Here is a 13,765-nt window from a genome sequence, read left to right on the forward strand (position 1 = left end):
CGCCGAAGCGGCGTCGCTTCGGCGTACGCACTTCTTTGTCTTGCCGCGGGGTCTCCTTGCAAAACCGCGGAACAGCGTTGCGAAACTTGGCTATGGGCCGGCGCGAATGAAGTTCTCGCGCCTTCGCCTGCTCGGCTTCAAATCCTTCGTCGAACCCGGCGAGTTCGTCATCGAACGCGGCCTGACCGGCATCGTCGGGCCGAACGGCTGCGGCAAGTCGAACCTGGTCGAGGCGCTGCGCTGGGTTATGGGCGAAAGCTCCTACAAGAACATGCGTGCGTCCGGCATGGACGACGTCATCTTTTCCGGCTCGGGAACGCGTCCGGCCCGCAACACCGCCGAAGTCACGCTGTTCCTCGACAATAGCGACCGCACCGCGCCGTCCGCCTTCAACGACGCCGATGAGTTGCAGGTCTCGCGCCGCATCGAGCGCGAGGCCGGCTCGCTCTACCGCATCAACGGCAAGGAGGCTCGCGCCAAGGACGTGCAGCTGCTGTTCGCCGACCAGTCGACCGGCGCCCGCTCGCCCTCGATGGTCGGCCAGGGCCGCATCGGCGAGCTGATCCAGGCAAAGCCGCAAGCGCGCCGCGCGCTGCTGGAAGAGGCGGCCGGAATTTCCGGCCTGCATACGCGCCGCCACGAAGCCGAGCTGCGGCTGAAGGCGGCGGAACAGAACCTCGAAAGGCTGGACGACGTCGTCGGCGAGCTGGAAAGCCAGATTGAAAGCCTGAAACGCCAGGCTCGCCAGGCCTCGCGCTTCAAGAACCTGTCGGCCGACATCCGCAAGGCCGAAGCGACGCTGCTGCATCTGCGCTGGACGCTGGCCAAGACGCAGGAAGGGGAAGCGCGTTCGGCGCTGGCGATTGCCACCGCGCTGGTCGGCGACCGTGCCGCCGCCCAGATGGCTGCCGCCAGGGAACAAGGTATCAACGCCCACCGGCTGCCGGACTTGCGCGATGCGGAAGCCGCTGCCGCCGCCGCCTTCCAGCGTCTGTCGATCGCCAAGGCGCAGATCGAGGAAGAGGCGGGCCGCATCCGCGCCCGCCAGGCAGAGCTCGACCGCCGACTGCAACAGCTCGATGGCGACCTTGCCCGTGAGGAGCGCATGGTCCGCGATAATGCGGATATCCTCGAACGCCTCGCCGCCGAAGAAGCCGCGCTCAATGCCGAAAACGCCGGCGCCGCCGAGCGCGAGGCCAGCACCCGCGCGGCTTTCGAGCAGGCGGCATCGACGCTTGCCTCGAGCGAGGTCAGGCTCGCCGCGCTGACCGCCGAACGGGCGGAGGCTGCCGCCTCGCGCAACCAGATCGAACGGACGCTGCGCGACACCGCTGAGCGCCGCGACCGCTTTGCCCGCCAGCTTGCCGATGTCGACCGCGAACTGTCGGAGATCGTCTCCAGGGTCGCCGGCCTGCCCGATCCCGCCGAGAAGCGGCTACTGGTCGATCAGGCGCTGGCGCTGCTCGAAAAGGCCGAGGCAGCCGCCATTGCCGCCGAACAGGCGGTCGCCGAGGCGCGTGCAGACGAAAGTGCTGCCCGCCCACCGGTTCAGGACACAAAGGCCGAGCTGGCGCGGATCGAAACCGAGGCCCGCACGCTGGCCAAGATCCTCAACGCCGCCAGCGGCGATCTATTTCCCTCGGTGCTGGAGCAGATCAGCGTCGAGCGTGGCTACGAGACGGCGCTGGGTGCCGCGCTTGGCGAAGATCTCGACGTGCCGCTCGACCGCAGTGCGCCGGTGCATTGGGGCCAGAGCGAAATCCAGCCTGCCGACGCCGCATTGCCCGAAGGCATAAGGAGCCTCGCCAGCGTTGTGCGTGCGCCGGCACAGCTGGCCCGCAGGCTGGCCCAGATCGGCATTGTCGAAGCCGCCGACGGAAGACGGCTGCAGACGCTGCTTGCTCCCGGTCAACGGCTGGTCAGCCGCGAAGGCGCGCTCTGGCGTTGGGACGGCTTCACCGCCAGCGCCGATGCCCCGACCGCCGCCGCGCAGCGGCTGGCGCAGAAAAACCGGCTGGCCGAGCTCGATGCCGAAGTAGTCCATGCCACGCGCGCCCTGCGCGAAGCTGAACAAGCCCTTGCCCGGGCCGAACAGGCGCGTGCCCAGGCGAGCGAGGCCGAACGCAACGCCCGACAGGCCGGACGCGATGCCCAGCACGGGCTCGATGCTGCCCGCAATACGCTGGCCGAGGCCGAAAGAGCCGGCGGCGAGCTGTCGAGCCGGCGTGCAGCACTTGACGAGGCGCGCGCACGCATTGTCGACAGCCATGAGGAAACGGCGGCGGCATTCGTCGAGGCGGAAATGCTGCTGCAGGACGCGCCCGATCTCGGCGATCTGCAATTGCAGCTCGAGCAGTCGGCGGCCAACGTCGCCCGCGACCGCGCCGCCCTTGCCGATGCGCGTGCCGTTCACGAGGGCCTGAGGCGGGAAGCCGAGGCACGTGCGCGTCGGCTCGATGCCATCGGCGCGGAACGGTGCAACTGGGTGGAGCGAGCCGAAAACGCCTCGACACAGATCGCCGCGCTCGGCGAACGCAAGGCGGAGGCCGAGGCCGAGCGCGAGCAACTGGCCGACGCCCCCGACGAGATCGACGCCAAGCGGCGCGCCCTGCTGTCGCAACTCGCCGAGGCCGAAAGCCTGCGCAAGGCGGCGGGCGACCGCTTGCAGGAAGCGGAGAACCGCCAGTCCGAGCTGGACAAGGCTGCGACTGCTGCCATCCAGTCGCTGGCCGAGGCGCGCGAATCCCGCGTTCGCGCCGAAGAGCGGCTGACCGCCGCCGACGAGCGTCGGCTGGAAGTCGAGGCGCGCATCCAGGAAACGCTGAACACGCCGCCGCATCTGGTTATCCGCCACACCGGCCTCGAACCCGACAGCCCGATGCCCGAAATGGCCGAGATCGAGCGTCAGCTCGACCGGCTGAAGGTCGAACGCGAACGGCTCGGTGCCGTCAATCTGCGCGCCGAGGAGGAGCAGAAGGAACTGTCGGACCGGCTGGAGACCATCGTCTCCGAGCGCGACGACATCATCGAGGCGATCCGGAAGCTGCGACAGGCGATCCATAGCCTGAACCGCGAAGGCCGCGAGCGGCTGCTCGCCGCCTTCGAGGTGGTCAACGGCCATTTTCAACGGCTGTTTTCGCATCTGTTCGGCGGCGGCACCGCCGAGCTGCAACTGATCGAGTCCGACGATCCGCTCGAAGCGGGGCTCGAGATCCTGGCGCGTCCGCCCGGCAAGAAGCCGCAGACGATGACGCTGCTGTCCGGCGGCGAGCAGGCGTTGACGGCGATGTCGCTGATCTTCGCCGTGTTCCTGACCAACCCGGCGCCGATCTGCGTGCTCGACGAAGTCGACGCGCCGCTCGATGACCACAATGTCGAGCGTTTCTGCAATCTGATGGACGAAATGGCCGCAACCACCGAAACGCGCTTCGTCATCATCACACACAACCCGATCACCATGGCGCGCATGGACCGGCTGTTTGGGGTGACCATGGCCGAGCAAGGCGTCAGCCAACTGGTGTCGGTTGACCTGCAGGCGGCCGAAGCCATGCGCGAGGCAAGCTGACGCATCAGCTTAATGGTGGTCTCCACCTCGGCTTTCGACTATAGCACGACAAAATGGGCCGGATCTGCCGCTCCAGATACCGGCCCGGCTATGCGCGTGGAGAAGCTTGTTGCCTATACTTGTCACCGGAGCCGCGGGGTTCATTGGCAGCCACGTTTGCCACCATCTGCTCGACCGGGGAGAAGCGGTCGTCGGCGTCGACAATATGAACGACTATTACGACCTGGCGCTCAAAAAGGGGCGGCTTGCCGGCCTTCTGCCCCATAAGGATTTTTCGTTCCACCAGATCGATATTGCCGAACAGGGCGCGCTTGCAGCCGCTTTGGCCGGGCAAGGCATCGTTAGGATCGTGCACCTTGCCGCGCAGGCGGGCGTGCGCCACTCACTCGACAATCCGCGGCTCTATATCCGCTCCAATGTCATGGGCCACCTCGAAGTGCTCGAATTCTGTCGCGCCGAACCGGCATTCGAGCATCTGGTCTATGCCTCGTCGAGCTCGGTGTATGGCGGCAACCGCAGCGTGCCGTTCAGCGAAGCCGATCAGGTCGACAAGCCCGTTTCGCTTTACGCCGCCACCAAGAAAACCGATGAGTTGATGAGCCACACCTACGCCCATCTGTTCGGCATACCGCAGACCGGCCTGCGGTTTTTCACGGTCTACGGTCCCTGGGGCCGTCCCGACATGGCCTATTGGATGTTCACCCAGGCGATGCTCAAGGGCAAGCCGATCCGGGTCTTCAACAATGGCGAAATGTGGCGCGATTTCACCTACATAGACGATGTTGTGAAGGCGGTTGTCGCCGTGCTCGACAAGCCGCCGGCGGCTGACGTTCCGCCGAACAGGCTCTACAATGTCGGCAACAACCGGCCGGTGCGTCTGGGCGACTTCATCGACATTCTGGAAAGGCTGCTCAAGGTCAAGGCAATCCGCCACAACGAGCCGATGCAGGCGAGCGACGTCGAGAAGACCTACGCCGACATGACCGCGCTGGAGCGGGATTTCGGCTTCAGGCCTAGCGTTTCGATAGAGGACGGGCTGAAGAAGTTTGTCGACTGGTACCGGCCGTACTCGAAGCAGTGATTTGCACCGCTCGCCGTGATGCCTTCAAGCTGACATCTGAAGTGGGGCGCAAGTCGGTCCGCAAAAAGCATCATTTTGTCCTAACATCCTGTTAACCACATGCTCGCTGAAACGTATCCGATTAACCTTTGAGGCGCTTATGACCGCTATGTTTCGTGGCTTGCTGTTCAGTATGAGCTGGGTGGATGTGCGGATTCGGGGGCTATTTCGGTTCAGTCCGGGATGCGGAAGCTTTGCTTGCGCGCATGACGTCTGCGATCGCCCATCGCGGGCCGGATGAACAAGGGAAATTCGTAGCGCCCGAGGCTGGACTTGGGCATGCGCGGCTGTCGGTGATTGGGATTGGTGATGGCCAGCAGCCGATGTCCGACGAAACCGGCGATTTGACGGTTGCGTTCAACGGCGAGATCTTCAACTACGTGGAATTGCGCGAAGGGCTGCTGGCCAAGGGCCGACGCTTCCGCACGTCGAGCGACACAGAGGTTCTCCTGCAGCTGTATGACGAGATGGGCGAAGACTGTCTGTCGCTCCTGAACGGTGATTTCGCCTTCGCGATTTGGGATAACCGGCGGCGGCGGATGGTGCTTGCAAGAGACCGCATGGGTGTTCGGCCGCTGTTCTACACCAGCAAGGACGGGGTGCTCTACTTTGCGTCGGAGATAAAGGCCCTGCTGACGGTACCCGGCGTCTCGGCCGAAATCGATCCAATTGCACTCGACCAGATCTTTACGCTGTGGGCGCCGATCGCTCCACGCACGGCTTTCCGCAACATCCACGAGCTGGAGCCGGCAAGCGTGATGATCGCGACACAGGGGCAAGTCACGGTCAAACCATATTGGCACCTAGACTACCCGTATCCGGATAGGCCATCGAAGATCACCAATGAGGACGACGCGGCCGAGGAACTGCAGGCCCTGTTGACCGACGCGGTGAGGCTTCGGATGCGCGCCGACGTGCCGGTCGGTTCTTACCTTTCGGGCGGGCTCGATTCATCCCTCGTTTCGGCACTCGCGGCCGGCATGACTCCTCTTAAGCTGCAGACATTTTCCGTGACGTTCGACAGCGGCGAGCATGACGAAAGCGCCTTCCAGACCGAAATGGCGTCAGCACTTGGCACACGCCATCGAACCATTGCGTGTCGTGCCGGCGATATCGCCGGTGCGTTTCCCGAAGTCATCCGCTTTACCGAGCGGCCGATCATCCGCACGGCCCCAGCCCCCCTCTATCAACTGTCCGGCCTCGTTCGCCAGGCCGGTTTGAAAGTAGTGCTGACAGGCGAAGGCGCCGACGAGGTCTTTGCCGGCTATGATGTCTTCAAGGAAGCGCGGGTTCGCCGTTTCTGCGCGCGACAGCCGGCATCGCGCATAAGGCCACAACTGTTCCGCAAGCTTTATCCCTATCTGCCGGGCCTGCAACAGCAGTCCGTGGAGTACCTGGCTGCGTTCTTCGGAACCGGCAGCGCTGCCCTGGACGATCCGCTGTTCTCGCATCGGCCGCGTTTCAAGACCACATCAGCGGCGAAGATGTTCTTTTCCGGTGACCTGCGCGCGACATTGAAGGGGTATGACGCAGCCGAGGACCTGGCCAGCCGGTTGCCTGAGGCGTTTTCCCGGTGGCATCCGCTGCATCAGGCGCAATATCTAGAAACCCGCTTCCTCCTGCCGGGCTACATCCTCTCCAGCCAGGGCGATCGCATGGCCATGGCGCACGGTATCGAAGGGCGGTTCCCCTTCCTTGACCATCGCTTGGTGGAGTTTGCGGCAAGACTTCCGCCGGAGATGAAGCTGAAGGGACTGGTGGAAAAACACATATTGCGCAAAGCTGCCAAGCACCTGCTTCCGACGGCCATCCGCGAGCGCACCAAACAGCCTTACCGGGCGCCGGAAGCCCGCTCCTTCGTGGGAGCCGGAGAATTGGACTACGTACGCGACTCGCTGAGCGAGGCGAGTATCGCCTCCGGAGGACTATTCAACGCCAAGGCGGTGGCGAACCTGCACGAGAAATGCCGCTTGCAGCCAGCGTCCGGATTCCGCGACAATGCGGCTTTCGTCGGCATTTTGTCGGCGCAACTGTGGCAGAAGATTTTCACCGGCGAAAAGGTCGGTGAAGCACGAGCGGCCTGAGAAATCGAGGGAATGAAAAATCATGGTAGCAATCAAGGACAAGGTCAAAACCTTTATCGTCGACAACTTCCTGTTCGGCGACACGTCCTACGAGCTTGCAGACACCGCATCACTGATCGAGAACGGCATCATCGACTCGACGGCCGTGTTGGAGCTAGTGGCATTCATAGAGGATGATTTTGGCATAGCGATGGTCGATGCCGACATCGTACCGGCCAATCTGGATTCGATTGACCGTATCTCAGCCTTCGTCAAGGCAAAAGCAGAAGCGCTGGCAGCATAGGCGCCATCGGTGAGGAGCGTCCGTGCGGATCGAACATTTTCTGACGGCGAAGGCCGCTGCCCATCCAGCCAAAACGGCATTGATCACCGAGCACAAAAGGCTGTGCTACAAAGAGCTGGACGATCTCTCGAGCCGCTTGGCCGCCGCCCTTTTTTTGAATGGCGTCAGGCGCGACGACCGGGTGCTGATCTTCATGGACAATTGCTGGGAGGCTGCGGTTTCGATTTTCGCAGTTCTTAAAGCAGGCGCGACTTTCAGTCCGATCAACGCATCCACCAAGGCCGAAAAGCTAGCCTACATCATCGCCGATTGCGATGCCGCCGCGATCCTCACGCAAGCAAGACTGATGCCCGTGGTCGCCGAGGCGTCCGGATCCTCCGGCGAGACGTCCTCCGGCAAGACCGGCATCTTCGTGGCTTCCACCGTTGCTGCCGATAGCCAATGCCCGGCAGGGGCCACATCCCTGGCGGAGTGCTTGACGGTCCAAGTCAGGGAGATTGACCATCGCGGCGTTGACGTCGATCTTGCGATGTTGATCTACACCTCGGGCTCGACCGGCCGGCCCAAGGGTGTGATGATGACGCACCGCAATTGCGACGCGGCGGCCGACTCCATCACCAACTACCTGCGCAACTCGCCCGACGACATCATCTTGAATGTTCTGCCCCTCGCTTTCGACTACGGCCTCTATCAATTGCTGATGGCCGTCAGGCTCGGCGCCACGCTCGTGCTCGAGAAGTCCTTCGCTTTTCCCCAGGCGGTCTTTGAACGCATCCGCCAGGAAGGCGTCACCGGGCTTCCGCTCGTGCCCACGATGGCAGCGATGATCCTGCAGTTGAGGGACCTGGCGCCGGGCTTCCTGCCCAGCCTTCGCTATATTTCCAACACGGCGGCTGCCTTGCCGCCGCCTCACATAGAACGCCTTCGGTTCCTTTTCCCCGGTGTCAGGCTCTATTCGATGTATGGCCTGACGGAATGCAAGCGCTGCACCTATCTGCCGCCCGAGGAGCTCGACCGCCGGCCGGGCTCGGTCGGAATAGCCATTCCGAACACCGAAGCCTTTGTCGTCGACGACGAGGGGCAACGGGTGCCGCCGGGCGTAGCGGGTGAGCTGGTCATTCGCGGGCCGCACGTCATGCAGGGTTATTGGCGAAACGAAGCTGCGACGGCACGAGCCCTGCGCCGGGGTCCGAACCCTTGGGAGAAGGTTCTCTACACCGGCGATCTTTTCAGGGCCGATGAGGAAGGCTTTCTTTATTTCGTCGGCCGCAAGGACGACATCATAAAGTCGCGGGGAGAGAAGGTGGCGCCCAAGGAAGTGGAAGCCGTGCTTCACGCTCATCCGGGCATCGCGGAAGCGGTGGTTGTCGGTGTGCCGGATCCCGTGCTCGGGCATGCGATCGGCGCAGTTATAGTACGGTCCGACCCGGCGCTTACCGAAAAGGATATCATACGTCACTGTGCACGCCACCTTGAGGACTTCATGGTCCCCAAGGTCGTCGAGTTCCGCCGCGAGCTGCCGAAGACCGATACCGGCAAGGTCAGCCGTCGGCTTGCGGCAGAAACCATGGAGGCCGCGCAATGAATGTTCGCCCGACCGAGGATGCGCGGACCTTTCTGGCGCAGGCTCTGGCAATCGACCTGATCACCGAAACGGACCGTATCGTAACGGCCTTGCGCCAGCAGTTGCGCGGGCTTCGCAAGCGGGGCCTTGTGCTCGGTCTTTCGGGCGGGATCGATTCGAGCGTGTCGGTCGCGTTGGCGGTACGAGCCGTTGGCCCCAAGAATGTGCTTTGCCTGTTCATGCCGGAAAGCGATTCCGATCCTGAAAGTCTGCGGCTCGGCCGCCTCGTCGCCGAAACTTTCGGTGTCGAGGCTGTGACGGAGGATATCGGGCCGATCCTGCGCGCAATGGGCTGCTACAGGCGTCGCGACGCCTTCATCCGCGAATTGGTCCCGGAATACGGCGAAGGCTGGGCTTCGAAGATCGTGATCGCGAACGCCCTTGAGGGCGGGGGCTACAATATCTCGTCCCTGGTGGTGCAAGACCCGGAGGGCAAGCAGACGAAACGGAGAATGCCGCTGCCTGTCTATCTCGGCGTCGTCGCCGCTACCAATATGAAGCAGCGCACCCGCAAGCAGATTGAATACTATCATGCGGATCGCCTGAACTTCGCCGTTCTTGGAACCCCGAACCGGCTGGAATACGATCAGGGTTTCTTCGTGAAGAACGGTGACGGCGCCGCGGACGTCAAGCCGATTGCCCACCTCTATAAAACACAGGTCTATGCGCTTGCGGCCCATCTCGGTATTCCGGAAGAAATCCGCAACCGGCCTCCGACCACCGATACCTACTCGCTGGCGCAGACCCAGGAGGAGTTCTACTTCTCGCTTCCCTATGACCGTATGGATCTTTGCCTTTACGGTCTCAACAACGGCGTGGCGGCTGAGGTGGTGGGGCAGGCGGCGGGGTTGGCCGCCTCACAAGTGGAACACGTCTGGGCCGATATCATCGCCAAACGCAAGGCGACGCGTTATCTGCACATGCGTCCGCAACTCGTCGAGGAAGTCGAAGAACTCGGTACCTGACCTGCTTCGAGACCGGCCACGTCCCAGGCCGCCGTCATGGCCGAGATGGGCGGGAAGTTGCCGTTCGTCTCATCTGCGAGAACGAGCACGTTGCGCCATATCCGGACCCATGCCAGTGATGCCGTGAATGTTAAGTCTCGGCTCCGATGCCGACGTTCCGCCCGAGTTCGAAGACTGACCGCGACCGTTCTGCGGCCTTCGCATCGACAGCGCCAATGAGCGGCGTCCCACATCCCACTCCTTGTGTCCATTGGGAGGGGTCGTTGTGGACCAAGCCCTACTACCCAGGCTTGTGACGAAGCCGATCCAGCGCGTCTCGAAGTGCATTGGCGGCATCGCCACGCTCGTCAGGGGACATCAGCTCCGGTTCAAGTTCCAACCTGAAGTGCGGCAGCTCGGTCCGAACAGCACGACGAGCGGCCGCCAAATTGGCCTTCAGATCGATGACGCGGTAGGTGGCGACGGGATAAGCGATCCCCTTGACCTGGACTTGCCCCAGTTCTTCACAGTCGATTGCGTCCTTCACTTGCGCAAACGTCTCGTAGGAAATGAGGATTGTCCCCGGCGGCGCCTCCTGCTCCAGGCGCGAGGCGAGATTCACGGCGCCGCCGATTATCGTGTAGTCCATCCGGTCCTCGCTGCCGAAGTTACCGACGGTGCAGTAGTCGGTATGGATGCCGATGCGACAGCGCAGCGGTGTTTCGATCCCCATGTCCCGCCAGACTTCGGCAAGCTCGCTAATCCGCTTTTGCATTGCAAGTGCCATCTGCGCGCAAGCCAGCGCGTCCTCCTTGACGCCGCGAGTCTCGGGATCGCCGAAAAACATCAGGATCGCGTCGCCGACATATTTGTCGATCGTCGCGCCGTGATCCGAAGCAATTTTCGACATTTCCGTCAAATAGTGATTGAGGAGTTGGGTGAGATCCTCGGATTCCATTTTGTCAGTGGTCTCGGTAAAGCCCGCGATATCGGAGAAGCATATTGTCAGTTTCTTCCGCTGGCTGGCGATCCTGACCTCCTGGCGGCCGGTGAATATCGAGCGATACACTTGGGGCGCCAGATACTTCGCCAGCTTGCTGGAAAGCGCCTCCAGAACCACGGATTTCTCGGCGAGGTTCTCCTCCCTTTGCTTCAGCTCAGTGATGTCCGAATAGACGGCGACCGTGCCGCCGGCGCTGATCCGCCGCTCGCTGATCATGACCCATCGCCCGTCGCCTCGCCGCTGCACCCAAGGTTCGCCAGGGTTGCGGTGCCGCGAGAGGCGCTCGGCGACCCACTCCTCGACCCGCCCCTCGGCGTCCCTGATGTAGCCGCGCTCAGCGGATCGGCGAATGATTTGCTCGAATATCGTGCCGGGCGTCAGTTCGGTCTCCAGACCGGCGTAGAGCAATTCGCGGTAGCGGCTGTTGCTGAGGACGAGCCGGTCCTCCCCGTCGTACAGAGCGAATCCTTCGGAGATGCTTTCGATGGCATCGATGAGCCGCTGACGAGCTTCCGCAACGTCGCGCAGGTTCTTTTCCTCGACCTCGACGGCAGTATCCCGGAAAAGTCTCAGCGCTTCGGCCATGCGCCCGATTTCGTCGCTGCCCGCGGCTGGCAGCGGCGCACGAAGGTTGCCCCCCGCAATCGCGAGCATGCCCTGGCTCACGGCCCCCAGTCGGGCGAGGAGGCTGCGGTCGACATAGAGCCAGACAACCAGAACCGAACTCAGGAGGCTGAGGAAGGCGGAGCCGAGCACAACCGCGGTGCCGTAGCGCTGGACGAGCGCGGCTTCGCGACCGGACGCAGCGATCTCCTGGTCTGCCGTGGCGACCAGGCGATCGACGCCAGCGGTGAGATTGCGCGACAGTCGATTGTTCTCGGCCAGAAGCCTTTCGCCCTGTGCCAGGACAGCAAACTCGTCCTCCCGCGCCTTGGGGATGCTGTCCTCGCCGTCGGTCAAGCCCTTGAACTCATCGACACGCTGCCGAAAGCGGGTCCGCAGCTTTTCGTCGATCTCCGTGGAAACCTTTTCAAGAGCAGTGAGCGAACGGCGTAGCGGAAAAAGGATCAACGCCAGGTCGCCCGGCGTCGGCGCGTTCGCGACCTTCACCAGCGCGTCGTTGACTGCCGAGATCTCCAGCTGCGCCTTCTGCTGGGGGATGTAGGCCGCAATCGCCTGGACCAGGTCGGCCATCGCCGCTGCGCGTCGATCGGGCGATAGCGACGTGTCGGCCGCGACCGCCCGCCATTGCGGCAGCCTGGAATCCATCACTAGGATGCCGGTGGCGACAAGGCGCTGGCTTCCGGTTGTCGTCGCGGCGAGGCGGTTCAGGAGCTCCTCCTTGCGGGCGACCACGTCGAGCCGGGCGACAACAAGAGAGTCGAGCTCCTTCAGGTTGCGCCTCAGAACAATCGCGGCTTCCTCAATCTCGGCCAAAGGCACTGTGCCCAACGTGGCATCCCGGAGGTCCGTGCGCAGGGCCTCGAGGCGGGACATCTCGAGCGCGACGGCAGCCGAGACCTCGCTGTGCTGAGCCCTGCTTGTCGCTGCCAGCACCGATGGCGCGGCAGCAGCGACCCGTTCGGCCTGGCGCGACAGCTGGAGGGAGGCGAGCGCCGACGGCACTCGATCCGTGGTAATTCGGTCCACGACGTCGCCAACCTGGAGGAAGGCATAAAGCGCCGCAGCCGTTGCCAGCACCGCAAGGGCGCTGATCCCGAAAAAGGCGAGCAACAGCCGGCCACGTATGCCGAGGCGTTCAAGCATCTCGGCGAGTCGGAACAGTCCGGCCACACTGGTCTGCATCAGACTAGACATCTCAGCCGGCACGCCGGCGATCAGCGAACCCTATTCAACCGGCACGTACTCTCCGCCGCGCCAGACGTACCAAACCCAGCTCTGCTTCGTGAGGTCGCCCTTGTCGTCGAAATCGACCCGGCCGATCACCGTGTCGAATTCCTGTTCGTGCAGTGCCGCAATGACGGCCTTCGGCTCCAGCGAACCTGCCTTCGAGACCGCCTGGGCCCAAACCTGGACCGCGCAGTAGCTCAACAGCGTGTAGCCCGCGGGTTCGAAATTCTCCGCACGGAACTGCTCAACGACCGCGGCCGCTTCGGGGCTTCGCCTCGCGTCCGCCGGGAACGTGAAGAGGGTCCCCTCCGCCGCGGGGCCGGCGATCAGGGCAAATTCCTCGGTCGCCAAAGCATCTCCGGATATGAGCTGAACCGTGTAGCCACTGTCGTGTGCAGCGCGAGCAATCAGCGCAACCTCGGCATGATACCCACCCACATATAAGGCGGAGACGCCGGCGGTCCGCAACGTAGCGACCTCGGCCGAATAGTCGTCCTTCCCGGGAATGTATGCGTCGTAAACGGCCTCAGTCACGCCCCGCTTGTGCAGCTGCTTCCTGGTCTCGTCGGCGAGACCCTTCCCATAGGTCGAGTTGTCGTGGAGGATCGCAATCTTCTTGTTGCCCCAGCGATCGGCAAGGTAGTTGCCAGCGATGAAACCTTGCGCGTCGTCGCGGCCAATGGTGCGAAAGACATTGGCACGGCCCTGTTCGGTCAGCTGCGGATTGGTCGAGCCTGGGGATATCTCAACGACGCCCGCCTCCTCGTACACTTTTGATGCGGGGATCGAGGCCCCGGAGCAATAATGCCCGACGACGAGCACGACCCCGTCAGCCACCAGCTTCTTGGCGGCCGCCACAGCTTGCTCGGGATCGCAGAAGTCGTCGACCGAGATGAGCCTCACCTTCTGGCCGAGCACGCCGCCCGCCGTGTTGACGTCGGCCACTGCCATCTCCGCGCCGCGCTGTCCCTGCTCGCCGATCCAGGCGAGCCGTCCCGTCATCGCAGCCGAGACGCCGATCAGCACCTCCGCCCGTGCGGAGCTGAACACGGCCGCGAGAACCAAGATCAGTATGGCGATGATGCGGTGCATGTGTGCACCCCCTTAACTGTAGCTTACGCCAATCCCGTCAAAGCCGACAGCCCCTTCGGCAAGCGCGACTGTCTCGGGCTGCTATTGCAGCGCACACCCAATTTGGCGAAGCAAGCATACACTGGAATGGCGTGTCATAACTTCGTTCGCTGAGGTCGGAATCGCGCGCCAAATCCGGACGTTACCACTGACCGGAGTG

The 13,765-nt window shown here is 63.2% G+C and carries 8 protein-coding genes; 6 read left to right on the plus strand and 2 right to left on the minus strand.

Annotated features, from left to right (window positions below; genetic code table 11):
• The first annotated feature begins 106 nt into the window (after positions 1–106).
• From smc to nadE, 6 genes are all read left to right on the plus strand, one after another.
• Positions 107–3,565, plus strand: a complete 3,459-nt coding sequence (smc, locus tag NKJ15_RS07860; RefSeq protein WP_352470638.1) for a chromosome segregation protein SMC — start codon at positions 107–109, stop codon at positions 3,563–3,565.
• Between the two features lie 109 nt (positions 3,566–3,674).
• Positions 3,675–4,646, plus strand: a complete 972-nt coding sequence (locus NKJ15_RS07865; protein WP_352470637.1) for an NAD-dependent epimerase/dehydratase family protein — start codon at positions 3,675–3,677, stop codon at positions 4,644–4,646.
• Between the two features lie 185 nt (positions 4,647–4,831).
• The gene (asnB, locus tag NKJ15_RS07870; protein ID WP_352470636.1) at positions 4,832–6,769 is read left to right on the plus strand and encodes an asparagine synthase (glutamine-hydrolyzing); all 1,938 of its coding nucleotides are present in this window, start codon (positions 4,832–4,834) and stop codon (positions 6,767–6,769) included.
• Positions 6,770–6,788: 19 nt separating this feature from the next.
• Positions 6,789–7,052: an acyl carrier protein gene (locus NKJ15_RS07875; protein WP_352470706.1), complete on the plus strand. Its 264-nt coding sequence runs from the start codon at positions 6,789–6,791 to the stop codon at positions 7,050–7,052.
• Between the two features lie 22 nt (positions 7,053–7,074).
• Entirely contained in the window at positions 7,075–8,637 is a 1,563-nt protein-coding gene (locus NKJ15_RS07880) for a class I adenylate-forming enzyme family protein (RefSeq protein ID WP_352470635.1), read from the plus strand.
• Positions 8,634–9,641 carry an NAD(+) synthase gene (gene nadE / locus NKJ15_RS07885; protein ID WP_352470634.1) on the plus strand — a complete coding sequence of 336 codons (1,008 nt, stop codon included), beginning with the start codon at positions 8,634–8,636 and terminating at the stop codon, positions 9,639–9,641. Before NKJ15_RS07880 ends, nadE begins: the two co-directional genes overlap by 4 nt.
• A 280-nt stretch (positions 9,642–9,921) precedes the next feature.
• Here the strand turns inward: nadE and NKJ15_RS07890 are convergent, their stop codons facing one another.
• Together NKJ15_RS07890 and NKJ15_RS07895 are read right to left on the minus strand one after the other, a co-directional pair.
• Entirely contained in the window at positions 9,922–12,390 is a 2,469-nt protein-coding gene (locus NKJ15_RS07890) for an adenylate/guanylate cyclase domain-containing protein (protein WP_352470705.1), read from the minus strand.
• An 81-nt stretch (positions 12,391–12,471) separates the two neighbouring features.
• A complete protein-coding gene (locus NKJ15_RS07895) occupies positions 12,472–13,566 on the minus strand; it encodes a branched-chain amino acid ABC transporter substrate-binding protein (protein WP_352470633.1) in 1,095 nt (364 codons plus the stop codon).
• Positions 13,567–13,765: the final 199 nt, after the last annotated feature.

The sequence above is a fragment of the Mesorhizobium sp. M0207 genome (assembly GCF_040321995.1).
Classification (GTDB): domain Bacteria; phylum Pseudomonadota; class Alphaproteobacteria; order Rhizobiales; family Rhizobiaceae; genus Mesorhizobium.